Source organism: Stenotrophomonas indicatrix (assembly GCF_002750975.1).
GTDB lineage: Bacteria > Pseudomonadota > Gammaproteobacteria > Xanthomonadales > Xanthomonadaceae > Stenotrophomonas > Stenotrophomonas indicatrix.
This window is the reverse complement of sequence record NZ_PEJS01000001.1, coordinates 4,022,312-4,047,251: the sequence shown is the minus strand read 5'-3', so window position 1 is coordinate 4,047,251 and position 24,940 is coordinate 4,022,312. Positions and strand designations below refer to the sequence as shown.

Below are 24,940 nucleotides of genomic sequence, written 5' to 3'. Positions count from 1 at the left end.
CGGCACCAGAAGAGGAAACCGGGCAAGCGTAGCAGCCGTCCCGGCCCCGGGCAGGGGCCACAGGTCATGGCAGCGGAATCGGCAAAGCGGTGCAACCGGTCGGCAGGGCCGCGCATCCAATCTCCTGAACCCGCATCATCTACCGGACAGGAGCACGACATGCAGGAACTCATCCCGATCACCCTCTTCATCTGCATCGCCTATGCGATCCATGCCATCGCCGATGCGCGTGCGCGCAGCAAGCTGGTGGCACCGCACGTACCGGAAGAGGTGATCCGCTCGCTGGCGGTGCTGGAGGAGGAACGCCGCCGCCAGGGCGCCCTGCGCTGGGGCATCAGCCTGGTCTGCCTGGCGCTGGCCATGGCGCTGCTGGAAGCCATCGGTGCACGCGACCTCACCTTCGGTGCCGCCGCCGCGCTGGTCGGCAGCGCCGGCCTCGGCCAGCTGTTGGCTTGGCACTTCACCCGCCCTGCTGTGCGCAAGGGCTGAGCCGGCGCATGCTGCGGGCACAAGGGGCGCCCCCCGCATGAGCCTTCTGGGGGGAGCACTGGCCGCACTGCGGGGGCGGCGGCGCAATGTCCCCGTGGAGGAGCCCTCTGCGTGGTCGGACGACCGCGCCCTGGTGGGCGCGATCATCGACGGCTCGCAAGCGGCCTTCGCGCAGTTGGTGGAAACACATCAGCGCACCTGCGCGCATGTGATCGGGCGTATGGTCGGCGACCGCGACCAGGTGGCCGACCTGCTGCAGGAAACCTTCCTGGCCGTGTTCCGCCAGCTGCACCGGTTCCGTTTTGAATCTTCGTTGCGGACCTGGATTTCGCGCGTGGCCTACACCACCGCGCTGCAGCACCTGCGGCGGCGGCGGCTGGAAGCGCAGTGGATGGTGGCGGTGGAGGTACCTGAAGAGCTGGGTATCGGCGATGAAGGGCCGGGCCCGGCCGAACTCAGTGAGGCGCTGCAGGCCGGCCGGCAACTGGGCGCGGCGCTGGAGCGGTTGAGTGCGCCGCAGCGCCTGATCGTCGGCCTGCACTACCTGGAGGATTTCGATCTGGCCGAGATCGAGCAGGTGACCGGGCTGGCCCGGGGTACCATCAAGAGCCACCTGCACCGTGCGCGCCAGGTCCTGAAACAGGAGCTGGTGAAACACGCCACCGCCGGAGAACTGTTGTGAGCCGACCAGCCGATCCCCGCGAACCCGACGAGCGTGCGCTCTCGCAGGCCTTGCATGAACAGGTAAGGCAGGACCAGGTGCCGGATGTGAGCGAAGCGCTGCAGAAGCGGATTGCGTCCGAGTCGCGCGACAGCAGCGTGGGCTATGCGGTGGTGCAGATCGTGTTGCTGGGCGCGTTGCTGGCGATGGGCGTCTGGTATTTCTGGCGGTGAACGCCCCGCCGGGCATGGCCCGGCGCTACCGCGTGAATCAGCACCTCGCCGGGCCATGCCCGGCGGCTTCCACGCACCCTGCGACAAAGTGAAGCAGCGCGTCACCCGGTCGCATCCCGGCTTAACGATATCCCCCTAAAGTGGTCTGGTATCCCACCGGCACCTGGCAGGAGGCGTCCCTTGGACGCGTTGTTGTTGTCCCGGATCCAGTTCGGATTCGTCATCAGTTTCCACGTACTGTTCCCGGCCTTCACCATCGGTACGGCCAGCTGGCTGGCCTTCATCGAATGGCGCTGGCTGCGCACGAAATTGCCCGTATGGCGCGAGCTGTATTTCTTCTGGCAGAAGATCTTCGCGGTGTCCTTCGGCATGGGCGTGGTCAGCGGCATCGTCATGGCCTTCCAGTTCGGCACCAACTGGCCGCGGCTGAGCGAAGTGGCCGGTACGGTGATCGGACCGCTGCTGACCTACGAAGTGCTGACCGCGTTCTTCCTGGAAGCCAGCTTCCTCGGCGTGATGATGTTCGGCTGGGGCCGGGTGTCGCCGCGCCTGCATTTCCTGTCCACCTGCATGGTGGCGCTGGGCACGCTGTTCTCTACCTTCTGGATCCTCTCGTCCAACAGCTGGCTGCATACGCCGGCCGGCTACGAGATGGTCAACGGCATCGTGCATCCCGTCGACTGGTGGCAGGTGGTGTTCAATCCGTCCTTCCCGTACCGGCTGGCGCACATGGCGCTGGGTTCGTTCATCACCACCTGTTTCGTGATCGGTGGTGTGGGCGCGTGGTATCTGCGCAGGGGAACGCACGTGGAAGCGGGGCGGCGGATGTTGATCGCGGCGGTGGCGTTCGCGGCGCTGACCGTGCCGGTGCAGATCTTCGTCGGCGACATGCATGGCCTGAACACGCTCAAGCACCAGCCGATGAAGATCGCGGCCATGGAAGCGCACTGGCATGAGACCAAGGAGGGCGAGGGCGTGCCGCTGGTGGTGTTCGCGCTGCCCAACGAGAAGGAGGAGCGCAACGATTTCGAGGTGGCCATTCCCAAGCTCGGCAGCGTGATCCTCACCCACAGCCTGGACGGTACGTTCGATCCGCTGACGTCGGTGCCGGCCAGCGAACGGCCGCCGGTGACGCCGGTGTTCTTCGCCTTCCGCATCATGGTCGGGCTGGGCACGCTGATGCTGGTGCTGGCCTGGGTCTCGGCCTTCCAGCTGTGGCGGAAGAAGCTGCTGGCCTCGCCGTGGCTGCTGCGTGGCTGGAACTGGATGCTGCCCAGCGGCTTCATCGCGCTGCTGTCGGGCTGGTTCGTCACCGAGATGGGGCGGCAGCCGTGGGTGGTCTATGGCGTGCTGCGTACCGCCGATGCCGTTGGCCCGCAGAGTGCATGGATGACCGCGCTGTCGCTGGGTGTCTATGTGATCGGCTATGCCTTCGTGTTCGGCTGGGGCATCTGGTACCTGGTGAAGATCCTGCGCCACGGCCCGCAGCCGTACGACGAAGGCCCCTCGCTGGACCATGGCAGCCACACCCCGGCGCGGCCGCTGTCGGCCGCCGACGAACCGCTGGAGGAGCGCTGACATGGACCTGATGACCTGGCTGCCGGTGGCATGGTTCGCGGTGATCGGCTTTGGCGTGCTGATGTACGTGGTGCTGGACGGCTTCGTGCTCGGCATCGGCATCCTCGCTCCGTTCGCCGAGGACGAGGAACAGCTGGACCTGATGATGAACACCGCCGCGCCGATCTGGGACGGCAACGAGACCTGGCTGGTGCTCGGCGGCGCTGGCCTGATGGCCGCCTTCCCGAGGGCCTATGCCGTACTGCTGTCGGCGCTGTACCTGCCGGTGCTGCTGCTGGTGGTGGCGCTCGTGTTCCGTGGCGTGGCCTTCGAGTTCCGTTTCAAGGCGCACCGTTCACGGCGGCTGTGGAGCGTGGCGTTCGGCCTCGGTTCGCTGCTGGCCACGTTCGCCCAGGGCGTGATCCTCGGCACGCTGGTGCAGGGCCTGCCGCTGGTCGATGGCGTGTACCAGGGCGGCGCGTTCGGCTGGTTCAGCCCGTTTGCGATGCTGACCGGTGCCGCGCTGGTAGCCGGCTACGCACTGCTGGGCAGCACCTGGCTGATCCTGAAGACCGAAGGCCGCGTGCAGGCGCTGGCCCGACAGATGACCCGCCCGCTGGTGGTGGCGGTGATCGCGGCAATGGGCCTGGTCAGCAGCTGGCTGCCGTTCCTGCAGTCGCGGCTGATGGACCGCTGGTTCAGCGACGGCAACTTCTGGTGGCTGTCGCCGGTGCCGCTGCTGACCTTGGCGGTGGCCATCGCGCTGTGGCGCAGCGCCACCCATCCGCGTCGCGACCTGCCGCCGTTCCTGCTCAGCCTGGCCTTGTTCGTGCTGGGCTTCGCTGGCCTGGTGCTGGGCATGTGGCCGTACCTGCTGCCGCCGTCGATGACGCTGTGGCAGGCCGCCGCGCCGGCCTCGTCGCTGGGCTTCACCCTGGTGGGGCTGGTGGTGCTGCTGCCGGTGATCCTGGGCTACACGGCATGGTCCTACCGGGTGTTCCGCGGCAAGGTACGCGCCGACGCCGGCTATCACTGAACCGGTTCGCTGGATCGGTCCATGCGGGGGGCGGTCGCTGACCGCTCCCCGTTGTGCTTTGTGAAACATGTCATCCCTGTGTCGGACGTGCTAGCGTGCGCTCCTTTCCGGCAGCCAGGGGGGCAGCCGGCGACGTCCTGGACGGATGCATGGCTGCAGGAATGGGGGGCAGCCGCGTGTCGCCGTAATGGCTCGAGACTCTCGTTCGCCCATCGAAACATCACCGGTAATGATCGAATTTTCCGTTGTCGACTGGGCCGCCTGGGCGCCTGGCCTGACCGAGCGTAGCCAATGGATGGGCTGGGCCGGAGCACCGTTCCTCCCGCAGGGTGAGGACACGCCGGCGCTGGCCGAGATTCCGGCCATGCAGCGCCGCCGGATCGAGCGCCTGGGCCGCATGGCGATCCAGGCCGCGTGCTGGTGCGAGGACGGGCAGGGCGCTGACAGCCAGGTGCCGCTGGTGTTCGCCAGCCGCCATGGCGATGTCGCCCGATCGATGGACCTGCTGGGCTCGCTGGTGGCCGATCAGCCGCTGTCGCCCACCGGCTTCGGCCTGTCGGTGCACAACGCGATCGCCGCGCTGTATTCGATCGCCCGCGGCCACCGGGGCAACTACCTGGCGTTGTCCGCTGGCCAGTCGACGGTGGAAGCGGCGTGCCTGGAGGCCGTCGGCCTGCTTGGTGATGGTGCCAGTGAAGTGCGGATCGTGGTCTATGAATCGCCGTTGCCCGACGTTTACGCCGAATTCGCCGACGAACCCGACCCGTTCTTCGCTTGGTGCTGGCGCCTGGCACCCGCTGGTACTGCCGGCGGCAGCGATCTTTCGCTGTCCTGGCAGGTCGCCGGCGACGCCGGGCCGACCGCGCCGGGCGTGTTGCCGCATGCGCTGGACCTGCACCGCTTCCTGCTGGCCGGGGATCCGCAGCTGCAGCACGTGACCCAGGGCCAACGCTGGTCCTGGCGCCGCCGTGGCTGAGGCGCTGCGCCGCCTTGATCATGCCTGGCGGGTGTTCGGCACCGGCCTCAGCTTCGCCGCGTTTGGCGTCGGCGGTCTGTTGCTGGGCGTGCTGGTGATGCCGGTGCTGCTGCTGATGCGCGACCCGGTGGCGCGTCGCCGCCGGGCCCGCCGGCTGGTCCAGCGTGCCTTCGCCAGCCATGTGTGGCTGATGTGCCGGCTGGGCGTGATGACCCTGCAGGTCGACGGGCGCGAACGCCTGCAGCGCGATGGCCTGCTGGTGCTGGCCAACCACCCGACCCTGATCGACGTGGTCTGCCTGATCGCCCTGCTGCCCAACGCTGACTGCGTTGTGAAGCGGGCGGTGGCCTGCAACCCGTTCATGCGCGGCCCGGTGCGTGCTGCCGGTTACATCTCCAATGACGACGGCGCTGGGCTGGTCGATGACTGCGCGGCGGCCGTGCACGCCGGCGGCACCCTGGTGATCTTCCCGGAAGGCACCCGCAGCGTGCCGGAGCAGCCGTTGCGGCTGCAGCGTGGCGCGGCCAACATCGCCGTGCGCGGGCGCCTGGACATCACCCCGGTGCGCATCACCTGCACCCCGCCGACGTTGACCAAGGGCCAGAAGTGGTATCGTGTACCCTCACGTCGTTTTCACGTTCAGCTGCAGATCGGCGAAGATATCCCGATCGCGCCGTTCCTGGCCGAAGATGACTCGCCAAGGGGGGATGCCCTGGCGGCCCGTCGCGTCACCGACCACCTCACTCGTTATTTCGACCTGTCTGGAGATCCGACCCGTGCAAGCACTTGAGCACGAGATCAAGGAATTGATCATTTCCTCGCTTTCACTGGAGGACATCACCCCGGAGGACATCGATCCGACCGCGCCTCTGTTCGTGGAAGGCCTCGGCCTGGACTCGATCGATGCACTGGAACTGGGCCTGGCGCTGCAGAAGAAGTACGGTGTCAGCCTCTCGGCCGACTCGGAAGAAACCCGTCGCCATTTCTCCAGCGTGCGCGCGCTCGGCGAGTTCGTCGCCGCCCGCCAGTCGTAAGGCGCCAGGAACTGCCATGACCAAGAATGAACTGTTCGAGCGCATCGTCCGCATCCTGACCGACAGCTTCGAGATCGAGCCGGCGCGGATCAGCCCGGAATCGCGCCTGTACGACGACCTGGACATCGACAGCATCGATGCCGTGGACCTGATCGTGCAGCTCAAGCCGCTGCTCGGCCGCAACCTGCAGCCTGAAGCGTTCAAGGCCGTGCGCACCGTGCAGGACATCGTTGATGTCGTGCATGGCCTGCTGCCCGGTCAGGCTGCTGCCTGACAGCAGCACGGGCGCCGCGACCATGGCACGGGCACGCATGGTCGTGGTGGCAGCGATTTCGCTTGCCTATCCGGTGCTGGTCTACGTGGCGATGGGCCGCTTCGAGCCGCGCTGGCTGTCGCTGCTGCTGTTCGCGCTGGCCCTGCTGCGCGCGCTGAGCACCCGCCAGCCCTTGTGGTGGGCCGCCGCCGCCGGCGCGGGCCTGCTGGCCGGGCTGGCCACCGTGCTCAACCAGGCCCTGCCGCTGAAGCTGTACCCGGCGCTGGTGAACGTGGTGATGCTGACGGTGTTCGCCACCAGCCTGCGCTTCGGTCCGCCGCTGGTGGAACGCCTGGCGCGCCTGCAGGAGCCGGACCTGCCACCGTTCGCGGTGGTCTATACCCGCCGCGTCACCCAGGTGTGGTGCGGCTTTTTCGTTCTCAATGGTGGTCTCGCCCTGCTCACCGCGCTGTATGCGTCGGACCGGGTCTGGATGCTCTACAACGGAATGTTGGCGTACGTGATGATGGGATTGTTGTTCGGGGGCGAATGGCTGGTACGGCGTCGGGTTAAGGCAGCGCACGCGCATGGCTGACTGGATTGCCCTGGACCGGCTGCTGATCGCGGCGCAGCCCGGTCGTGACATCGGTATCTGCGATGGCACTGCCCTCGACCATGTCGCCTTCCGCCTGCGCGTACTGGCCTGGCATGACGCTTTCAGCGCTGCCGAAGGTCGTGACTGGGCGCTCTACTTCGATGACACCGTGGCCTTCGCTGCAGCGTTGTTCGGTGCCTGGCATGCCGGCAAGCGGGTGTTCCTGGCCGCCGACAACCTGCCCGCGACATTGCAGGCGCTGCAGCCGCAGGTGAGTGGCTTCGCAGGTGACCTGTCGGCGGATTACCAGCCGTTGCAGGCCACCGACAGCGCCGCCGCCGACGTGGCGCTGCTGCCGTTGGACGAGCGCGCCTGCGAACTGTGCGTGTTCACCTCCGGCAGCACCGGCCAACCCAGCGCGATCAGCAAGCGGCTGGACCAGTTGGCGCGCGAAGTCGATGCGCTGCAGGCCGCCTTCGGCGCCCAGCTCGACGGTACCCAGGTGCATGGCACCGTGTCCCACCAGCACATCTACGGCCTGCTGTTCCGCGTGCTGTGGCCGCTGGCTGCCGGCCGTGCGATCCAGCCCCGGCGCTTCTTCCACGAAGACCTGGTGGGCGCGCTGGCCGGTACCGACACGGTGCTGGTGGCGACCCCGGCCCATCTCAAGCGCCTGCCCGAGCAGCTCGACTGGGCCAGCCTGCACGGCCGCCTGCGGGCGGTGTTCTCCTCCGGCGGACCGCTGCCCGAGGACGCCGCGCGCCAGGTCCGCCAGTGGTTGGGCGTGGCGCCCACCGAGGTTTACGGCAGCAGTGAAACCGGTGGCATCGCCTGGCGCCGCTGGGACACCGATGCACCGCCGTGGCAGCCGTTGCCGGGCGTGCAGTGGCGGATCGAGGAGGACTGCCTGGCGGTGGCCTCGCCGCACCTGGAGACGTTGGACTGGTGGCGCACCCAGGATCGCGTGGAAGCACTGGCCGATGGCCGCTTCCGCCTGCTGGGCCGTGCCGACCGCATCGTCAAGATCGAAGAACGCCGCGTTTCGCTGGATGCACTGGAGCGCGCGCTGCGCGAGGATCCAGAAGTCGAGGACGTGCGCGTGCTGGTGCTGCAGGGCCAGCGCGAGCAGCTGGCGGCCGTGGTGGTGCCGGCCGATCCGACGTTGGCACGTGCCGGTGACGGCGCACGGCGTGCGCTGGGGCAGCGGCTCGGTGCGCGGTTGGCGCAGGGCCACGATGCGGTCACCCGGCCGCGGCGCTGGCGCCTGGTCGAATCGCTGCCGATCAATGCCCAGGGCAAGGTCACCCAGGCCGCACTGGTGGCGTTGTTCCAGCCGATGATGCCGGTGCCGGTCTGGGACTGTCGCGACGAGGCGGCGGCCACCCTGCGGATGACGCTGGACCCCGCGCTGCGCGCGTTCCAGGGCCACTTCCCGCAGGCGGCGATCCTGCCCGGCGTCGCCCAGCTGGACTGGGCAGTTCGCTTCGGCCGCCAGGCCTTCGTGTTGCCGGTTGGTTTCCAGCGCATGGATGCAGTGAAGTTCCAGCGCGTGGCCCGCCCCGGCGACGAGCTGACCCTGCACCTGGACTGGGACACCGGGCGCGGCGTGCTGACGTTCCGCTACACCTCGGTGCATGGCGTGCACGCCAGCGGCAGGGTGGTGTTCGCCGATGCGCATTGAGCCGGCCACCGCTGGCGGCGCGTTCGCGCCGCTGGTGGTCATTCCCGTGTACGACCACGAACACGCCATCGGCGCGGTCGTCGATGGCGTGCAGGCTGCGAGCCTGCCCTGCCTGCTGGTCGACGATGGCTCGCAGCCGTCCTGCGCGCTGGTGCTGCGGGAACTGGCACAGCGAGCGGGTGTCGACCTGCTGCGGCTGGACGTGAACCAGGGCAAGGGCGGTGCGATGCTGGCCGGTTTCGCCGAAGCGCAGCGTCGTGGGTATACCCATGTGCTGCAGATCGATGCCGACGGCCAGCACGACACCGGCGACCTGCCGCGCTTCATCGACGCCGCCCGCGCGCGGCCGGACGCCGTGATCTGCGGCATTCCCGCCTACGATGCCAGTGTGCCGAAGGCGCGCCTGTATGGTCGCTACGCCACCCACATCTGGGTGTGGATCAACACGCTGTCGCTGCACCTGCGCGACACCATGTGTGGATTCCGGGTGTATCCGCTGCCGCCGGTGCTGCGCCTGGTCGGCGAGGAAACCATCGGCCGGCGCATGGATTTCGACACCGAAGTGATGGTGCGCCTGTACTGGCGGCAGGTACCGGTCGAACACCTGGCTACGCGGGTGACCTATCCCGCCGACGGCGTTTCGCATTTCGATGTGTGGCGCGACAACGTGCGCATCAGCCGCATGCATACCCGGCTGTTCTTCGGCATGCTCTGGCGCGCGCCGCGCCTGCTGTGGCGCCGCCTGCAGGGGCAGGGCTGAGATGAGCCACGCGCACGACGCCCCGCACTGGGCCGACATCGGCGAGTCCACGTCGGTGGCCGGCGTGCTGTTCCTGTGCTGGGTGCACCGCTGGTTCGGGCGCTGGCCGTTCCACCTCTGCGTGTGGCCGGTCGTGGCCTGCCACTGGCTGGGCAACCGCGTCGGTCGCCAGGCCTCGATGCAGTACCTGCAGCGGCTGCAGGCCCATGCCGGTGCGCTGGGTCATGCGCCCACCCGGCGCGACAGCCTGCGCCACTTCTTCAGCTTCGCCGACACGATGCTGGACAAGATTCTCGGCCTCGGCGGCCGCTATCCGCCCGAGCGCATCCGCCTGCAGCGTGACCTGGTGCTGGGCAGGATCGCGCGCCGCGAAGGCGGCCTGATCCTGACCGCACACATCGGCTGCCTGGAACTGTGCCAGGTGCTGGCCGAGCAGGTGCCGGGCTTCCGCATCACCGTGCTGGTGCATACCGCGCACGCGCAGCGCTTCAACCGGCTGCTGCAACGGCTGGACCCGCTGGCCGCGGTAGAGCTGGTGCAGGTTACCGAGATGGGCCCGGCCACGGCGATGATGCTGGCCGACAAGGTCGCCTCGGGTGGCTTCGTCGCCATCGTTGGCGACCGCGTGCCGGTGCAGGGCGGGCGCAGCGTGATGGCTGATTTCCTCGGCCACCGCGCGCCGTTCCCGATCGGCGCCTATGTGCTGGCGGCCGCGCTCGGCTGCCCGGTCTACACGATGTCGTGCCTGCACCAGGGCGACGGCTATCGGGTGGCATTCGAACAGTTCGCCGACCGCGTGGTGCTGCCGCGCGGTTCACGCGATGCCGCACTGGCCGAACAGGCGCAGCGCTTCGCGCGCTGGCTGGAACTCCAGGTCATCCAGTCCCCGCTGGACTGGTTCAATTTCTTCCCCTTCTGGGATCAGGCTCCTCATGACGATTGACGCCGTACCCGTGTGCCGTTTCGGCGATGCACCGCTGACCATCGAAGACGTGGTCGCCCTGGCCCAGCGCAAGTGCGAGGCCGCGCTGAGCGATGTGCCGGCGTTCCGCGCACATATCCAGCGTGGTGCCGACTTCCTCGACCGCCTGCTGCGCGAGGATGGCGTCATCTATGGCGTGACCACCGGCTACGGCGATTCGTGCACGGTGAACATTCCGCCGGCACTGGTCGCCGAGCTGCCGCACCACCTGTACACCTACCATGGCTGCGGCCTGGGCCGTTACCTGGACCCGGCCGAGACCCGCGCCGTGCTGGCCGCGCGCCTGGCCTCGCTGGTGCGTGGCATGTCCGGCGTCAGCGTGCCGTTGCTGGAAGGCCTGGCCACGCTGCTGCAGCACGACGTGCTGCCGTTGATTCCGGCCGAAGGCTCGGTGGGCGCCAGTGGCGACCTGACCCCGCTGTCGTACGTGGCGGCCGTGCTGTGCGGCGAACGCGAGGTGCTGCACGACGGCCGCGTGCAGCCGGCTGCCGACGTGCTGGCGAAGATCGGCATGACGCCGCTGAAGCTGCGGCCGAAGGAAGGCCTGGCGATCATGAACGGCACGGCGGTGATGACCGGCCTGGCCTGCCTGGCCTGGCAGCGCGCCGATTACCTGGCACGCATGGCCACGCGCCTGACCGCGTTCAATGTGCTGTCCAGCGATGGCAACGCGCACCATTTCGATGAAACCCTGTTCGCCGCCAAGCCGCACCCGGGGCAGTCGCGCATTGCCGCACGCCTGCGCAGCGACCTGCACAGCGAGCGCCCGCCGCGCAACGAGCAGCGCCTGCAGGACCGCTACTCGCTGCGCTGCGCGCCGCACGTGATCGGCGTGCTGGAAGACACCCTGCCGTTCCTGCGCCAGCTGATCGAAACCGAACTGAACAGCGCCAACGACAACCCGCTGATCGATGCCGACGGCGAGCGCATCCTGCACGGTGGCCACTTCTACGGCGGGCACATCGCGCTGGCGATGGACACGCTGAAGAATACGGTTGCCAACATCGCCGACCTGCTCGACCGGCAGCTGGCGCTGGTGGTCGACGCCCGCTACAACCACGGCCTGCCGGCCAACCTGTCGGCGGCCACCGGCCCGCGCGCGGCGATCAACCATGGCCTGAAGGCGCTGCAGATCAGCGTTTCCGCATGGACGGCCGAGGCCCTGAAGCAGACCATGCCGGCCTCGGTGTTCTCACGGTCCACCGAATGCCACAACCAGGACAAGGTCAGCATGGGCACCATCGCCGCGCGCGACTGCCTGCGCGTGATCGAACTGACTGAACAGGTGGTGGCGGCCATGCTGATCGCCGCCCGCCAGGGCCTGGCGCTGCGCCAACGGGTTGGCATGAACGCGCAGCTGCATGGCAGTCTGGCCGACATGTACGCCGACCTGGGGCAGCGCATCGCCCTGGTCGAAGAAGACCGCGCGCTGGATCGCGAACTGCGGGAACTGCTGGTGGAGATCCGCGCGCAACGCTGGGAGCTGTATGTCGGTGAATGAAGGCAACGAACTGGTCGGCGAGGTCGAGCTGGCCCCCGCTTTCCATGACTGCGATCCGATGAACGTGGTCTGGCATGGCAACTACTTCAAGTACTTCGAGATCGCGCGCTGCGCGTTGCTGAAGCGCTACGACTACGACTATCCGCAGATGCTCGAATCGGGCTACCTGTGGCCGGTGGTCGACGCGCGGGTGAAGTACGTGCGGCCGCTGCTGTTCGGCCAGGCGCTGCGCGTGCGCTCGCGCATCGTCGAGTGGGAGAACCGGCTGAAGATCGAATACGAGATCCTCGATGCGGAAAGCGGCCAGGTGCTGACCCGCGCAATGACCATCCAGGTCGCGGTCGACGCGGCCAGCAAGGAAATGCTGTACCAGTGCCCGCCGGTGCTGTGGCAGCGTCTTGGAGTGCCTGCCCCGTGAACCGATCCCTTCGTCTTCCGCGCGTGCTGCTGTGCGCGCTGCTGCTGGTGGCCGCACCGCTGGTGCAGGCGGCTGATGCCGCCGTCGATGCCATCACCCAGGCCGTCGCCCGACCGGATGTGCTGCGTGGTCAGTTCACCCAGGAAAAGCAGGTCAGCGGTTTCAAGAACCCGCTGCGTTCGCAGGGCCAGTTCGTGGTCGCGCGCAAGCAGGGCGTGATCTGGTCCACGCTCAAGCCGTTCCCGTCGGAGGTGGTGGTCACTGCCGACCGAATCCTCAGCCGCCAGCGCGATGGCAGCACCCGCGTCGAACTGGACGCGCGCCAGCAGCCGGCGATGCGCTCGGTCAACGCGATCATGTTCGCGTTGATGAGCGGTGACGTGCAGGCACTGTCCAGCCAGTTCAACGTCGAGGCCACCCGTGAAGGGCAGGGCTGGCGCCTGAAGCTGACGCCGAAGTCGGCGATGCTGGCCAAGGCCTTCCAGTCGCTGACGTTGCAGGGCGACCGTTACGTGCGCCAGGTCGAGATCATCGAAGCCAACCAGGATCGCACCCGCATCCAGTTCACTGCGCTGAGCGAAGCGCCGGCCACGTTGAACGCCGACGAGGCGCGCCGCTTTGAGTGACAGCGCCGCACCGGATCGCCTGCGCCGCTGGTGGCACTGGCTGGGCATCGCCTGGCTGCTGCTGTTGCTGGTGCTGGGTGCGCAGCAGTGGCGACTGTGGAGCCAGGAGTCGCGGATCGACACCGACATCCTCGCCCTGCTGCCGCAGGACGCGCACGACCGCCTGCTCAGCGACGTCACCCGGCGCATCGCCGATGGCAGTTCGCGGCAGGTGGTGGTGCTGCTCGGCAGTACCGACGGTGCCGCTGCCAAGCGCGCGCAGGCCGCGTTCGCCGCGGCGATGGCCAGTGATGCCGACAGCGCGCTGCTGGTGCCCAGTGGTTCGATCGAAGGCTGGTTCGATCAGGCGCGTGCGTTCTACGCACCGTACCGCGATCGCCTGCTGACCCCGGCCCAGCGCGAGCAGTTGCAGCAGGCCGAACCCGGTGCGTTGGCCGAACAGGCACTCGGCGCGCTGTACGGCCCGATGGGCGCGCCGCGGTTGACGGAGTGGCGGCAGGATCCGCTGTCACTGTGGCCGCAGTGGTGGCAGCAGCAGGCCCAGGGCTCCGGCCTGCGCCTGGGCGATGACGGCCTGCTCGAGGCCGAAGGCAAGCACTGGGCGGCGCTGCAGTTCGATACGCCGGGCTCGGCCTTCAGGCTCGATGGCGAGCGTCATCTCGATGGCCTGCTCGAACGCGCCGGACAGGCGGCCAAGGCCGCTGCGCCGGATCTGGAGATCCTGCATGCCGGCGTGCCGTTGCATGCCGAAGCGGCTGCCGTGCAGGCCAACCAGGAGATCAACACCATCGGCTGGGGCTCGCTGGCGGCGGTGCTGCTGCTGGTGTGGCTGGCGTTCCGCTCGCTGCGGCCGATCCTGCTGGTTGCCGCCTCGCTGCTGATCGGTTGTGGCGTGGCGCTGGCGGTGACCGTGCTGGTGTTCGACAAGGTGCATGTGCTGACCCTGGTGTTCGGTGCCTCGCTGGTTGGCGTGGCCGAGGACTACGGCATCCACTGGTTCGCTTCGCGCCAGGCCGAGCCGGCCGACCGTCGCTGGAAGCTGCTGCGGCATCTGCTGCCGGGCCTGTGGCTGGCGCTGCTGACCAGTGCGCTGGCGTACCTGGCGCTGGGCCTGGCGCCGTTCCCCGGCCTGCGGCAGATGGCGCTGTTCTCGGTGGTGGGGCTGGCCGCTGCCTTCCTCACGGTGATCTTCTGGTTCCCGTGGCTGGACGGTGGCGAGATCCGTACCACCCGCTTCGCGCAGTGGCTGGGCAACACGCTGGAGCGTTTCCCGCGCCTGCACGGGCGTCGCCCGGTGGCGATCTTCCTCGGCGTGGCCGCGCTGGTGTCGGCCATCGGCATCGCCCGCCTGCAGAGCAACGACGACCTGCGCAGCCTGCAGTCCTCGCCGCCGGCGCTGATGGCCCAGCAGATCCGCCTCAGCCAGTTGCTGGGCATGCCCAGCCCGGCGCAGTTCTACCTGGTGCAGGGCAGCGATGCCGCACAACTGCTGCAGCGCGAAGAAGCGCTGACCACGCGCCTGCGTGAACTGACCCACGACAAGCGCATCGGCGGTTACCGCGCAATCAGTGACTGGTTGCCATCGCCCGCACGGCAGCAGGCCGATGCGGCGTTGACCGCCAGGGTGGAACCCGGCGTGCTGGCTGCCGTGGGCGAGGCGGTGGGCGAGCCGCTGCAGCGCCCGGCATTTGCAGCGGCGCCGCTGAGCGCCGAGGCGTTCCTCGCCTCGCCGGCGTCGCAGCCGTTCCGCCACCTGTGGGTCGGCAACGTGGGCGGGCAGATGATCAGCGTGGTGATGGTCGATGACCTGTCGCGTGCCGATGCACTGGCCACCCTGCGCGGTGCTGCCGAAGGCCTGGACGGCGTGCGCTGGGTCGACCGTACGGCCGATTTCTCGCAGCTGCTGGGCCACTACCGCAAGCTGATGGGCGGCCTGCTGCTGGTCGGCATCGTGCTGGTGTTCGGCGCCCTGTGGCTGCGCTACCGGCGCCAGGCCTGGCGCGTATTCGCACCGACCCTGGTGGCCGGCGCGCTCACCCTTGGATTGCTCGGCCTGTTCGGCCAGCCGCTGCAGCTGTTCAACGTGCTGGCACTGATGCTGCTGCTGGGCATGGGCATCGACTACGGCATCTTCCTGATCGAGCACCGCGGCGATGCCAGCGCCTGGCTGGCGGTATGCGTGGGTGCGGCCAGCACCTGGCTGTCGTTCGGCCTGCTGGGTCTTTCGCAGACGCCGGCGCTGCGTGCGTTCGGGCTCACCCTGCTGTTCGGCATCGGCCTGGTGTGGCTGATCTCGCCGCTGTTCCGGCCGCCACCGCATGACGCTCCGCCGGCCTGACCGGGCACGCTTCATTCCGATTCCTCCGCTTTTCCACCTGATCGAGCAACAAGGACGCACCGATGACTACTGCTGTGGATGCCGCTGATTCTTCCCGCCACGAAGACGTGGAACGTACCGAGATCCTGATCATCGGCGCCGGCCCGGCCGGTTCGGTGGCCGCGGCGATGCTGCGCCAACAGGGCCGCAAGGTGCTGATGCTGGAGCGCCAGCAGTTCCCGCGCTTCTCCATCGGCGAGAGCCTGCTGCCGCAGAGCATGGAATACATCGAAGCGGCCGGCCTGCTGCAGGACGTGGTCGAGGCAGGCTTCCAGTACAAGAACGGCGCGGCCTTCGTGCACGGGAAAGCGCGCACCGCGTTCGACTTCAGGAAGAAGTTCTCACCGGGCTGGGGCACCACCTACCAGGTGCAGCGCGCCGACTTCGACAACGTGCTGGCGCGCGGCGCCGAGCGCATGGGCGCGACCCTGCGCTTCGGTGACGAAGTGCTGTCCGTCGAGCCGGGCGAGCAGCCGCTGGTGAGCGTGCGCCGCCCCGATGGCAGCGAGTACCGCATCGAAGCCGATTTCATCCTCGACGCCTCTGGCTTCGCGCGCCTGCTGCCACGCCTGCTGGACCTGGAATCACCGTCCAACTTCCCGGTGCGCGGCGCGATCTTCTGCCACGTGCGCGACAACATCCCGGCCGAAGCGGAATTCGACCGCAACAAGATCCTGATCACCACCCATCCCGAGCACATCGACGTCTGGTACTGGACGATTCCGTTCTCCAACGGCTGCTGCTCGCTGGGCGTGGTCGCCGAGCCATCGTTCTTCGAGCGCTACGAAGGCGACGACCTGCAGAAGCTGCAGGCCATCGTCGGCGAGGATCCGAACCTGACCTCGCTGCTGGCCAATGCCGAATGGGCGGTGCTGCCGGTGCGCCGCATCACCGGCTATTCGGCCAATGTCAGCTCGCTGTGGGGCCCGGGCTATGCGCTGCTGGGCAACGCCGGTGAGTTCCTCGACCCGGTGTTCTCCTCCGGCGTCACCATCGCGTTCAAGTCGGCGCAGCTGGCCAGCGAATGCCTGAAGCGCCGTTACGCGGGCGAGACCGTGGACTGGGAAAGCGAATTCTCGATTCCGCTGCGTGCCGGTGTGAAAACCTTCCGCCGCTTCGTCGAAAGCTGGTACCAGGGCGGCTTCCAGAAGATCATCTACCACCCCGACCAGCAGCCGCAGGTACGCGACATGATCAGCTCCATCCTGGCCGGCTACGCCTGGGACACCAACAATCCGTATGTGGCCGACGACAGTGGCCGTCGCATGCGCGTGCTGGAGGAACTGTGCAGCGCCTGATCGTCCGCCTCTCCGCGGTCCTGCTGTGCCTGCTGCTGGCCGCCTGTGCCAGCCGCATGCCGCGGCCGCTGGTCGACCTGCCGCCGCTGCGGCTGGCACCGTCCAGCCTGCCGGCGCCGTTGGCCCTGCAGCAGCAGCTGCACTTCCGCTTCGGCAGCCACGAGCGTGATCTGGATGCGCTGCTGGAAGCCGATGCGCAGCAGGTGCGGCTGGCCGTGCAGGCGATGGGCCAGACCGGCGTGCGCCTGCAGTGGGACGGCCAGCAGCTGACCCAGCAGCGTGCACCGTGGCTGCCGCCACAGGTACGTGCCGAACGCGTACTGGATGACCTGCAGTTCGCGCTGTGGCCGACGGACGCCATTGCCGCCGCGCTGCCGGCCGGCTGGCAGGTGAGCGACGACGGCCGCCAGCGCAGCCTGTCCCGCGACGGCACCGTGTGGCTGCAGCTGCAGCGCCTGGGCGATGGCAGCGTGCAGCTGGACAACCGCGCCGAGGGCTACACCCTGCGCATCGAATCGATCGACATGGCCGGCCAGGAATGAAGAGCGCTCCCATTTTCCTGAACGACCTCGGCGTGGTCTGCGCGTTGGGCGAGGGCCGCACCGCGGTGGCTGCTGCGCTGTTTGCCGATGCGCCCGGCGGCCTGAGCGACAACGCCAGCCTGCTGCCGGGTCGCACCCTCGCGCTGGGCGAAGTGCACAGCCCGCTGCCGACGCTGGAAGAACTGCCGGTGTCCCTGCGTGGCCGCAACAATGCTCTGCTGGACGTGGCACTGGCGCAGATCGCGCCGGCCGTTGCCGATGCCATCAACCGTTACGGCGCCGAGCGTGTGGCGGTGGTGCTGGGCACCAGCACCTCGGGCATCGGTGAATCCGAACAGGCGCTGCGTACCCGCGCCGAACACGGCCATTGGCCTGAAGGGTTCGACTACGCACAGCAGGAAATGGGCACCGCCGCGCAGTTCGTGCGTGAGCGCAGCGGTGCGCTGGGCCCGGCCTGGACGCTGTCCACGGCCTGTTCGTCCAGCGCCAAGGCGTTGATGTCGGCCGCGCGCATGCTGCGTTCGGGCATCGTCGATGCGGTCATCGCCGGTGGTGCCGATTCCCTGTGCCGGTTCACCGTCGCCGGGTTCAGCGCGCTGGAATCGGTCTCCGCAGTGCGCTGCAATCCGTTCTCGCAGCATCGCTGCGGGATCAACATCGGCGAGGGCGCCGCGCTGTTCCTGCTGACCCGCGATGCAGGCCCGGTCAGCCTGGCGGGGTGGGGTGAGTCGGCCGACGCGCACCATATGTCGGCACCGGACCCGCAGGGTCTGGGTGCCATCGATGCCCTGCAGCAGGCGTTGCAGCGTGCTGGCTGGGCACCTTCGGAAGTGGATTACGTGAACCTGCATGGCACCGCGACAGGCCACAACGACGCCATGGAAAGCCACGCCGTGGCGCAGGTGCTGGGCACCGCCGTGCCGGCCAGTTCGACCAAGCCACTGACCGGCCACACGCTGGGTGCGTCCGGTGCGATCGAAGCGGCGCTGTGCTGGATCCTGCTGGCCGAGAATCCGCAGCAGCAGCTGCCGCCGCACTGGTGGGACGGCGTGGCCGATCCGGCGCTGCCGGCGTTGCCGCTGGTAGCCCCGGCGACCTTCCTGCAGCAGCTGCCGCGGCGGGTGCTGAGCAATTCGTTCGCCTTCGGCGGCAGCAATGCCGTGCTGGCACTGGAGCGCCGATGAACATGCCGCTGTATGCCATCGAAGAGGTGGTGCCGCACCGCCAGGACATGTGCCTGCTGGACCGCATCCTGCGCTGGGACCAGGACGGCATCGAGGCGGAACTGGTGGTGCCCGAGGCCGGCCTGTTCATCGAAGACGGTGCGGTCCCGGCATGGGTCGGCATCGAATACATGGCCCAGGCCATCGCTGCCTGGGCCGGCTGCCGCGCACGCACGGCCGGCAACCCGCCGCAGCTGGGCTTCCTGCTTGGCAGCCGGCGCTATACCAGCACGCGCAGCAGTTTCCCCAGTGGCACCCGCCTGCAGGTACAGGCGCGTTGCGAGCTGTTGGGCGACAATGGATTAGGGATGTTCGCCTGCCGCATCCTGGCAGGCGAAGAAGAATGGGCGGTTGCCAACGTGTCGGTGTTCGAACCGGCCGACTCGATGGCCTATCTGGAGAGTGGACAGGCATGACAGGGAATCCAAGCGTGCTGGTGACCGGCGCGAGCCGGGGCATCGGCCGGGCCATTGCGCTGCGTATCGCGCGCGATGGCTTCGACGTGGTGGTGCATTGCCGCAGCCGTGTGGAAGAAGCACAGGCGGTGGCCGACGAGATCCAGGCGCTGGGCCGGCAGGCGCGCGTGCTGGCCTTCGACGTGGCCGACCGTGCTGCCGCGCGTGCTGCGCTGGAGGCTGACGTGGAGGCACATGGCGCCTATTACGGCGTGGTGTGCAATGCCGGCATCGCCCGTGACGGCGCGTTCCCGGCATTGTCCGAGGACGACTGGGACCAGGTGATCCACACCAACCTGGACGGTTTCTACAACGTGCTGCATCCGCTGATCATGCCGATGGTGCGGCGGCGCAAGCCGGGCCGCATCGTCACCCTGTCCTCGGTGTCGGGCGTGGCCGGCAACCGTGGCCAGGTCAATTACAGTGCGGCCAAGGCCGGCATCATCGGTGCCAGCAAGGCATTGGCGCTGGAACTGGCCAGCCGCCAGATCACCGTCAACTGCGTGGCGCCGGGCCTGATCGAGACCGACATGCTCAACGAAGAAGTGGTCGAACACGCATTGAAGCTGATCCCGGCCGGCCGCGTCGGCCGTCCCGAGGAAGTGGCGGCCACGGTCGCGTTCCTGCTGTCCGAGCCGGCCGGCTACATCACCCGCCAGGTGATCTCGGTCAACGGAGGGATGATCTGATGGCCGCCGATCGTCGCGTGGTGGTCACCGGTGCTGCCGCCATCAGTCCGCTCGGCCACGACTGGCCGACCATCCAGGCCCATCTGCGCAGCTGCCGCAATGCGGTGCGTTCGATGCCGGAATGGGATGTGTACGCGGGCCTGAACACCAAGCTTGCCGCGCCGGCGCAGGACTACGAGCTGCCGCCGAACTACAACCGCAAGACCACCCGCTCGATGGGCAAGGTGGCGATCATGTCGGTGCGCGCCACCGAGGTCGCCCTGCGTGAGGCGGGCCTGTTCGAGCACCCGGTGCTGCGCAGTGGCCGTACCGGCGTGGCCTATGGCTCGTCGTCGGGCAGCCACGAAGCCACCGGCGAATTCGGCCGCATGCTGCATGAGTTCACCACCGACGGCATCAGCGCCACCACCTACCTGAAGATGATGAGCCACACCGCGCCGGTCAACATCGGTGTGTTCTTCGGCTTGTCCGGGCGTGTCTACACCACTTCCAGCGCCTGTACGTCGGGCAGCCAGGGCGTGGGCGCCGGCTATGAAGCGATCCGCAGCGGCAAGCAGACGGTGATGGTGGCCGGTGGTGCCGAACAGCTCGACGCCACGGCTGCGGCGGTGTTCGACACCCTGTTTGCCACCAGCACGCGCAACGACGCACCGCACACCACCCCGCGCCCGTTCGATGCCGGCCGCGATGGCCTGGTGCTGGGCGAGGGCGCCTGCACGCTGATCCTGGAGGATCTGGAACACGCGCAGGCACGCGGCGCGACCATCCTCGCCGAGATCGTCGGTTACGGCACCAACAGCGACGGCCAGCACGTCACCCAGCCCAGCGCCGATACCATGGCCCAGGCCATGCGCCTGGCGCTGGAAGACGCCGGTCTGCAGCCGGCGCAGATCGACTACGTGAACGCCCATGGCACCGCCACCGACCACGGCGACATCGCCGAGACCCAGGCCACTGCCCAGGTGTTCGGCAGCCGCGTGCCGATCAGCTCGTTGAAGAGCTACGTCGGCCACATGCTGGGCGGTTGCGGCGCGTTCGAAGCCTGGATGAGCATCGAAATGATGCGCGCCGGCTGGTTCGCGCCCACCCTGAACCTGGTCGAGGTGGACCCGCGTTGCGGCCAGCTCGACTTCATCACCGGGCAAGGCCGCGAGCTGCAGGCCGAGTACGTGATGAGCAACAACTTCGCCTTCGGCGGCATCAACACCTCGCTGGTGTTCCGCCGCTGGAGCGCGTGACCCCGCCGTACCCGCACCCCAACAAGGAGACGTTCCGATGCGCCGCACCCTGCTGATCGCCACTGCCACCGCGCTGCTGGCCCTGACTTCCACCGCTTCGGCGCGCGATACCCGCGTCGAACAGTCCCTGCGCGAGCTGATCAGTTCGCAGGCCGCCAAAGATGCCGGCATCGACGGCAGCGTGCGCTTCTACCTGGCCGGCCAGCCGGTCAGCGTGCAGCAGCGCCTGGGCGAAGACGTGACCAACAAGAAGACCAACGCCGCCAACAAGAGCGACGTCGAGGCCTGCAACTGGGTCGCGCTGTCGGCACTGCTGGCCCTGCAGGACGGTGCCAAGTCGCGCGGCGCCAACGCCGTGGTCGACATCGTCAGCTACTACAAGAAGAACGAGTTCAAGAGCGCGACCAACTACGAGTGCTGGGCCGGCACCTTCGTCGCCGGCGTGGCCCTGAAGGGCACCTACGCCAAGGTCAAGTAAGCGCTGCCGACCGGTGGCGCAGCCTGAACGGCGCCGCCACATTGCTGAACCTCAACGGGGAAACGCCGTCGATCGCGCCGCCATCGTCGCGTGACGGCTTTCCCCGGTGTCGGCTTTCCGACACAATCACGGCTCTTCCCGGGTTATCGTCCCGTGGACATGCACGCCTACGTCTATAAAAGCCAACTCAAGCCGGACACCTACGTCTATCTCGCCCGACGCGATGACTTCAGCGCTTTGCCTGCGCCGCTGTCGGCGTCGTTGGGTCCGCTCGTCTTCGTGCTGGACGTGACCCTGGACGCGGAGCGCCGGCTGGCCCAGGCCGACCCGGCCAAGGTGCGCAGCGAACTGACCGAGCGCGGGTTCTACCTGCAGGTGCCGCCGTCGGTGAGCAGCATGATGCTGCGCCACTATGACTGAGCTTTCCCGATCCCGCGCCCTGTCGCTGGCCTTCACCCTGGGTGCCTTGCTGGCACTGGGTTCGGCGCTGGGCGGCCTGCCCGGTGCGGTGCTGGCGGCACTGGCACAACCGGCGTTCGCACTGGGAATCTCGTGGTGGCGGCGCAGCCGTGCGCTGCTGCCGCCGAAGGTGATCGTCCGCCAGGACCTGCCGGCGCTGCTGGCACTGTGGATCGCCGCGCCGTTGCTGCTGGCCCTGTTGCTGGCCTGGCCGCTGGCCGCGCTGCGCGACAGCGGCAGCCTGGCTGCGGTGCTGGGTCTGAGCGTGCTGGTCAGCGCTGGCCTGCTGGCGGCTTGGCGCACCTGGCCGCTGTGGAATGATGTCGAGCGTCTCGACGGTGGCCTGGCCCAGCATTGGCAGGCGCTGGCCGGCCGCGACCTCAGCGCCTGGCGTGGCCTTGGCGTGGCCGCACTGGTGATGGCCCTGGCCGCTCTGGTGGTACTGCCGACCTGGCCGGGCCTGCTGCCGGAAAGCGCACGTTGGCCGTCGGCACTGGCGGTGCTGCTGCTGTCGCCGCTGCTGCACCTGCTGCTGCAGCGCATCGCACCGGCGCCGCTGGTCTCGCTGCGCGGCCCGGTTGGCGCTGAACTGCCGGTCGATCGCGAAACGCTGTTCAGCACTGCGGTGGACACCACGCCGCTGGAAGCATTGGCGCCGCAGGAGCTGACCCCGGCCCTGTACGAAGCCGCACGCCACGGCCGCATCGACCGCGCGCTGCAGTTGCTGCAGGCCGGCGCCGATCCGTATTCATTGCCTGACCCGAACTGGCGCGACCAGCGCAGCCTGGCTGTACTGGCCGCAGTATTGCCGGACCTGCGCCTGCTGCGCGAGCTGATCGGCCGCGGCGTCGATGTGAACGCGCCGCACCGTGGCATGACCCCGCTGCTGGCCGCGACCCGCGACAGCTGGCATGGGCGTCCGGAAGCGGTGATGACCCTGCTGGCCAACGGTGCCGATTCGCGCGCCACCGACAGCGAGGGCAACACGCCCCTGCACCACGCCGCGCGCAGTTCCGACCCGGGCGTGGCCGCACTGCTGCGTGATGCGGCGGCTGAAGTGGACGCACTGAACCGTGATGGCTGGTCGCCGCTGGCGGTGGCCTGCCAGGTCGGCAACTGGCGCCTGGCGCGCTTCCTGCTGGAGCGTGGCGCGCGCAGCGAACCGGCTGACGGCACCCCGGTGCTGCTGGCCGCGGCCGCCACCGAGGACGACGATCCGGCCGGCGTGCAGCTGCTGCTCAAGCACAAGGCACGTGCCGACGCGCGCGACCGCCAGCGCCGCAGCGCGCTGCATGAAGCCGCACTGGCCGGCCACGTGGACATCATCGGCGTGCTGCTGGCCGCCGGTGCCAACCTGGAAGCGCGCGATGCGCTGGGCCGCACCCCGTGGCTGGAAGCCGCACGCGCCGGCCGCGCTGCCGTGGTCGAGCACCTGCTGCCGCACAAACCAGACCTGGTTGCGGTCGACACCGATGGCCGCAACGCGGTGCTGCTGGCCACGATGGCCGAGGACGTTTCGCCGTTGTTGATCAAGCGCCTGCTGGAACTGGGCATCGCCGCCGACGGCAGCGATCCGGCCGGCCGGCGCGCGGTGGACTATGCCGCCGAAGCCGGTCGCTGGGCGATCGTGGCCCTGCTGGACCCGTCCTACCCGCTGCCCGCCGCGGTCAGCGATGGCCTGGCCGAGCGCGGTGAGACGGCCAGCGCCAGCGGCCTGTTGCCCGACCGCCCGCCGTTGACCCTGCTGCGCGAGGCGCTGGGGTTCGGCAATACCGATGGCATGGCCGCACTGGCCAAGCTGTGCCAGCCCGAAGAACTGGGTGGCCTGCTGCTCGATCCGGAGCTGGCGCTGGAGCCGCGTGCGGTCGACTGGCTGCTCGCCCATGGTGCCGATCCGTACGTGCGCGATGCCTGCGCAGATACGCCGATGTTCGCACTGCTTTCGCGTGGCATCGATGCCGTGCCAGCCCTGCAGGTGATGCTGCAGCACGGCCTGTCGCCGGCCGGGCGCGGTGGCCTGGCGCGTTTCCTGGCCGCCTGTGCGCAGCACGACCAGGCGGCGCGTGGGCTTGAGCAGCTGGCGTTGGAACTGCTGGAGCGGGGCGCCGATCCGTTTGCCGCCTCGCCGGCCGGTGATCCGCCGTTGTCGCTGGCGGTGCGCCTGGGCTGGCTGCGCCTGCAGCAGGCCCTGCTCACCACCGGCGTGGACCGCGAAGCACGCGACAGCCATGGCATGACCGCGCTGCATCTGGCCACCGCACTGGCGCGCGAAAGCGCCTTGAAATTGCTGGTGCAGCACGGCGCCTCGCCGGAAGCGCGTGCTGCCGATGGGCAGACACCGCTGGGCGTGGCGTTGTCGATCGGTCGTCGTGATCTGGCTGATTGGCTGGACTGGCGCGTCTGGCCGCTGCCGCGCCGGACCCTGCGCGAAGGCGATCTGCCGGCCGCCGCGATGGCCGGTGATGTCGACGCCGTGCGTCGTTTGAATGATCTGGGCTTTGCCGTCGACGCCGTCGATGCGCAGGGCTGCACCGCACTGCTGCGTGCTGCCGGCGGTGGCCACCTGGCCGTGGTCGACCTGCTGCTGGCGCGCGGCGCTGATCCGCAGCATGCCGCCGCCAGTGGTGCCACGCCGTTGTCGGCGGCGGTCAGCATGCGCCAGGTCGAGATCGTCTCGGCCCTGCTCGACGCCGGTGCGCAGCTCGAACACCGCCTGCCAGGCGGGGTCACCGTGCTGATGCTGGCCTCGGCGCTGGGGCTGCCGGACATCGTGGCGCGCCTGCTCACCGCCGGTGCCGATGTGCACGCCGGCGATGCCCAGCAGCTGGCGCCGCTGCACTGCGCAGCCCTGTATGGCTTCAGTGCGCGCGACCGTTCGCGCCTGCTGGCGCTGCTCGATACCCTGCTGCTGGCTGGTGCAGAGCCGGACCAGGCCGCCGCCGGTGCGGTCACGCCGTTGCTGCTGCTGCTTGGCGCGCGCGCCGAACCGGGCACTGCCTGCGACGAGCAGGTGGTGATGGCCGCCGTCGAGCGCCTGCTGGATGAAGACGTCAGCCTGGACGTGCGCGATCCGCGCGGCTTCGGCCCGCTGCACCTGGCCGCCCTGCACGGGTTGCCGCTGCTGGTGCAGCGCCTGCTGCGCGCCGGTGCCGACCCGGAAGCGCGCGATGGCTTGAACCGCAGCCCGCGCGAGATCGCGGTGATGCGCGGCTTCATCGACGTCGCCGCCGAGTTCGAGCCGCGCGTGCCGGGTGTCTCTTCGATGGCCAGGTTCCTGCGCGACAACGGCTGACCCCAAGGCGCGGTAGTGCCGGCCGCTGGCCGGCAGCTTCGCGATCCTGGCGAGGTTCATGAGGTTGCCGGCCAGCGGCCGGCACTA

Annotated in this window: 26 protein-coding genes; all 26 read left to right on the top strand. The window is 68.8% G+C overall.

Going from position 1 to position 24,940, the window contains the following annotated elements:
• Positions 1-159: 159 nt before the first annotated feature.
• Positions 160-489, top strand: coding sequence for a hypothetical protein (locus CR918_RS18695; RefSeq protein ID WP_099844143.1), 330 nt, complete (start codon positions 160-162; stop codon positions 487-489).
• A 37-nt stretch (positions 490-526) separates the two neighbouring features.
• On the top strand, positions 527-1,171 hold the full coding sequence (locus CR918_RS18690; protein WP_099844141.1) for an RNA polymerase sigma factor: 645 nt from the start codon (positions 527-529) through the stop codon (positions 1,169-1,171).
• Positions 1,168-1,383 (top strand): hypothetical protein, encoded by a 216-nt coding sequence (locus tag CR918_RS18685; protein ID WP_099844139.1) that lies wholly within the window; start codon positions 1,168-1,170, stop codon positions 1,381-1,383. Before CR918_RS18690 ends, CR918_RS18685 begins: the two co-directional genes overlap by 4 nt.
• Positions 1,384-1,563: 180 nt before the next feature.
• On the top strand, positions 1,564-2,961 hold the full coding sequence (locus CR918_RS18680) for a cytochrome ubiquinol oxidase subunit I (RefSeq protein WP_099844137.1): 1,398 nt from the start codon (positions 1,564-1,566) through the stop codon (positions 2,959-2,961).
• Position 2,962: 1 nt separating this feature from the next.
• Entirely contained in the window at positions 2,963-3,976 is a 1,014-nt protein-coding gene (gene cydB / locus CR918_RS18675) for a cytochrome d ubiquinol oxidase subunit II (RefSeq protein WP_099844135.1), read from the top strand.
• 229 nt (positions 3,977-4,205) lie between these two features.
• Positions 4,206-4,952, top strand: coding sequence for a beta-ketoacyl synthase chain length factor (locus tag CR918_RS18670; protein ID WP_025878021.1), 747 nt, complete (start codon positions 4,206-4,208; stop codon positions 4,950-4,952).
• Positions 4,945-5,742 (top strand): lysophospholipid acyltransferase family protein, encoded by a 798-nt coding sequence (locus tag CR918_RS18665; RefSeq protein WP_099844133.1) that lies wholly within the window; start codon positions 4,945-4,947, stop codon positions 5,740-5,742. Before CR918_RS18670 ends, CR918_RS18665 begins: the two co-directional genes overlap by 8 nt.
• On the top strand, positions 5,729-5,986 hold the full coding sequence (locus tag CR918_RS18660; protein ID WP_005411610.1) for a phosphopantetheine-binding protein: 258 nt from the start codon (positions 5,729-5,731) through the stop codon (positions 5,984-5,986). The genes CR918_RS18665 and CR918_RS18660 overlap by 14 nt, the downstream gene beginning before the upstream one ends.
• A 16-nt stretch (positions 5,987-6,002) precedes the next feature.
• Positions 6,003-6,260, top strand: a complete 258-nt coding sequence (locus CR918_RS18655) for an acyl carrier protein (protein ID WP_025878014.1) — start codon at positions 6,003-6,005, stop codon at positions 6,258-6,260.
• 22 nt (positions 6,261-6,282) lie between these two features.
• Positions 6,283-6,834, top strand: coding sequence for a COG4648 family protein (locus CR918_RS18650; protein ID WP_099844437.1), 552 nt, complete (start codon positions 6,283-6,285; stop codon positions 6,832-6,834).
• Positions 6,827-8,515 carry an ApeI family dehydratase gene (locus CR918_RS18645; protein ID WP_099844131.1) on the top strand — a complete coding sequence of 563 codons (1,689 nt, stop codon included), beginning with the start codon at positions 6,827-6,829 and terminating at the stop codon, positions 8,513-8,515. The genes CR918_RS18650 and CR918_RS18645 overlap by 8 nt, the downstream gene beginning before the upstream one ends.
• A complete protein-coding gene (locus tag CR918_RS18640) occupies positions 8,505-9,275 on the top strand; it encodes a glycosyltransferase family 2 protein (RefSeq protein ID WP_099844129.1) in 771 nt (256 codons plus the stop codon). The genes CR918_RS18645 and CR918_RS18640 overlap by 11 nt, the downstream gene beginning before the upstream one ends.
• Before the next feature lies 1 nt (position 9,276).
• Positions 9,277-10,218 (top strand): lysophospholipid acyltransferase family protein, encoded by a 942-nt coding sequence (locus tag CR918_RS18635; RefSeq protein WP_025878007.1) that lies wholly within the window; start codon positions 9,277-9,279, stop codon positions 10,216-10,218.
• A complete protein-coding gene (locus CR918_RS18630) occupies positions 10,208-11,758 on the top strand; it encodes an HAL/PAL/TAL family ammonia-lyase (RefSeq protein WP_099844127.1) in 1,551 nt (516 codons plus the stop codon). The genes CR918_RS18635 and CR918_RS18630 overlap by 11 nt, the downstream gene beginning before the upstream one ends.
• Positions 11,745-12,176 (top strand): acyl-CoA thioesterase, encoded by a 432-nt coding sequence (locus CR918_RS18625; RefSeq protein WP_025878003.1) that lies wholly within the window; start codon positions 11,745-11,747, stop codon positions 12,174-12,176. The genes CR918_RS18630 and CR918_RS18625 overlap by 14 nt, the downstream gene beginning before the upstream one ends.
• A complete protein-coding gene (locus tag CR918_RS18620; RefSeq protein WP_099844125.1) occupies positions 12,173-12,802 on the top strand; it encodes an outer membrane lipoprotein carrier protein LolA in 630 nt (209 codons plus the stop codon). The genes CR918_RS18625 and CR918_RS18620 overlap by 4 nt, the downstream gene beginning before the upstream one ends.
• Positions 12,795-15,140, top strand: a complete 2,346-nt coding sequence (locus tag CR918_RS18615) for an MMPL family transporter (RefSeq protein ID WP_099844123.1) — start codon at positions 12,795-12,797, stop codon at positions 15,138-15,140. Before CR918_RS18620 ends, CR918_RS18615 begins: the two co-directional genes overlap by 8 nt.
• 62 nt (positions 15,141-15,202) lie before the next feature.
• Positions 15,203-16,477 carry an NAD(P)/FAD-dependent oxidoreductase gene (locus CR918_RS18610; protein ID WP_032976809.1) on the top strand — a complete coding sequence of 425 codons (1,275 nt, stop codon included), beginning with the start codon at positions 15,203-15,205 and terminating at the stop codon, positions 16,475-16,477.
• Positions 16,465-17,019 (top strand): DUF3261 domain-containing protein, encoded by a 555-nt coding sequence (locus CR918_RS18605; RefSeq protein WP_033832520.1) that lies wholly within the window; start codon positions 16,465-16,467, stop codon positions 17,017-17,019. Before CR918_RS18610 ends, CR918_RS18605 begins: the two co-directional genes overlap by 13 nt.
• Positions 17,016-18,203, top strand: coding sequence for a beta-ketoacyl-[acyl-carrier-protein] synthase family protein (locus CR918_RS18600; protein ID WP_099844121.1), 1,188 nt, complete (start codon positions 17,016-17,018; stop codon positions 18,201-18,203). Before CR918_RS18605 ends, CR918_RS18600 begins: the two co-directional genes overlap by 4 nt.
• Positions 18,200-18,658, top strand: coding sequence for a hotdog family protein (locus CR918_RS18595; RefSeq protein WP_025877993.1), 459 nt, complete (start codon positions 18,200-18,202; stop codon positions 18,656-18,658). The genes CR918_RS18600 and CR918_RS18595 overlap by 4 nt, the downstream gene beginning before the upstream one ends.
• Positions 18,655-19,386, top strand: coding sequence for a 3-ketoacyl-ACP reductase FabG2 (locus tag CR918_RS18590; RefSeq protein ID WP_025877991.1), 732 nt, complete (start codon positions 18,655-18,657; stop codon positions 19,384-19,386). The genes CR918_RS18595 and CR918_RS18590 overlap by 4 nt, the downstream gene beginning before the upstream one ends.
• On the top strand, positions 19,386-20,624 hold the full coding sequence (locus CR918_RS18585) for a beta-ketoacyl-ACP synthase (protein WP_025877989.1): 1,239 nt from the start codon (positions 19,386-19,388) through the stop codon (positions 20,622-20,624). The genes CR918_RS18590 and CR918_RS18585 overlap by 1 nt, the downstream gene beginning before the upstream one ends.
• Positions 20,625-20,661: 37 nt before the next feature.
• Complete coding sequence (locus CR918_RS18580; RefSeq protein WP_025877987.1) at positions 20,662-21,102, top strand: hypothetical protein; 441 nt, start codon at positions 20,662-20,664, stop codon at positions 21,100-21,102.
• A gap of 159 nt (positions 21,103-21,261) precedes the next feature.
• Entirely contained in the window at positions 21,262-21,522 is a 261-nt protein-coding gene (locus CR918_RS18575; protein WP_025877986.1) for a YcgL domain-containing protein, read from the top strand.
• A complete protein-coding gene (locus CR918_RS18570; RefSeq protein WP_099844119.1) occupies positions 21,515-24,853 on the top strand; it encodes an ankyrin repeat domain-containing protein in 3,339 nt (1,112 codons plus the stop codon). The genes CR918_RS18575 and CR918_RS18570 overlap by 8 nt, the downstream gene beginning before the upstream one ends.
• Positions 24,854-24,940 lie beyond the last annotated feature (87 nt).

Excerpts from the sequence above, each read along its gene's own strand:
- CR918_RS18600 (WP_099844121.1), top strand. The coding sequence starts at position 17,016 with ATGAAGAGCGCTCCCATTTTCCTGAACGACCTCGGCGTGGTCTGCGCG.
- CR918_RS18570 (WP_099844119.1), top strand. The coding sequence starts at position 21,515 with ATGACTGAGCTTTCCCGATCCCGCGCCCTGTCGCTGGCCTTCACCCTG.
- CR918_RS18635 (WP_025878007.1), top strand. The coding sequence starts at position 9,277 with ATGAGCCACGCGCACGACGCCCCGCACTGGGCCGACATCGGCGAGTCC.
- CR918_RS18645 (WP_099844131.1), top strand. The coding sequence starts at position 6,827 with ATGGCTGACTGGATTGCCCTGGACCGGCTGCTGATCGCGGCGCAGCCC.
- CR918_RS18595 (WP_025877993.1), top strand. The coding sequence starts at position 18,200 with ATGAACATGCCGCTGTATGCCATCGAAGAGGTGGTGCCGCACCGCCAG.
- CR918_RS18690 (WP_099844141.1), top strand. The coding sequence starts at position 527 with ATGAGCCTTCTGGGGGGAGCACTGGCCGCACTGCGGGGGCGGCGGCGC.
- CR918_RS18610 (WP_032976809.1), top strand. The coding sequence starts at position 15,203 with ATGACTACTGCTGTGGATGCCGCTGATTCTTCCCGCCACGAAGACGTG.
- CR918_RS18695 (WP_099844143.1), top strand. The coding sequence starts at position 160 with ATGCAGGAACTCATCCCGATCACCCTCTTCATCTGCATCGCCTATGCG.
- CR918_RS18575 (WP_025877986.1), top strand. The coding sequence starts at position 21,262 with ATGCACGCCTACGTCTATAAAAGCCAACTCAAGCCGGACACCTACGTC.
- CR918_RS18590 (WP_025877991.1), top strand. The coding sequence starts at position 18,655 with ATGACAGGGAATCCAAGCGTGCTGGTGACCGGCGCGAGCCGGGGCATC.
- CR918_RS18630 (WP_099844127.1), top strand. The coding sequence starts at position 10,208 with ATGACGATTGACGCCGTACCCGTGTGCCGTTTCGGCGATGCACCGCTG.
- CR918_RS18580 (WP_025877987.1), top strand. The coding sequence starts at position 20,662 with ATGCGCCGCACCCTGCTGATCGCCACTGCCACCGCGCTGCTGGCCCTG.
- CR918_RS18655 (WP_025878014.1), top strand. The coding sequence starts at position 6,003 with ATGACCAAGAATGAACTGTTCGAGCGCATCGTCCGCATCCTGACCGAC.
- CR918_RS18625 (WP_025878003.1), top strand. The coding sequence starts at position 11,745 with ATGTCGGTGAATGAAGGCAACGAACTGGTCGGCGAGGTCGAGCTGGCC.
- CR918_RS18640 (WP_099844129.1), top strand. The coding sequence starts at position 8,505 with ATGCGCATTGAGCCGGCCACCGCTGGCGGCGCGTTCGCGCCGCTGGTG.
- CR918_RS18670 (WP_025878021.1), top strand. The coding sequence starts at position 4,206 with ATGATCGAATTTTCCGTTGTCGACTGGGCCGCCTGGGCGCCTGGCCTG.
- CR918_RS18650 (WP_099844437.1), top strand. The coding sequence starts at position 6,283 with ATGGCACGGGCACGCATGGTCGTGGTGGCAGCGATTTCGCTTGCCTAT.
- cydB (WP_099844135.1), top strand. The coding sequence starts at position 2,963 with ATGGACCTGATGACCTGGCTGCCGGTGGCATGGTTCGCGGTGATCGGC.
- CR918_RS18585 (WP_025877989.1), top strand. The coding sequence starts at position 19,386 with ATGGCCGCCGATCGTCGCGTGGTGGTCACCGGTGCTGCCGCCATCAGT.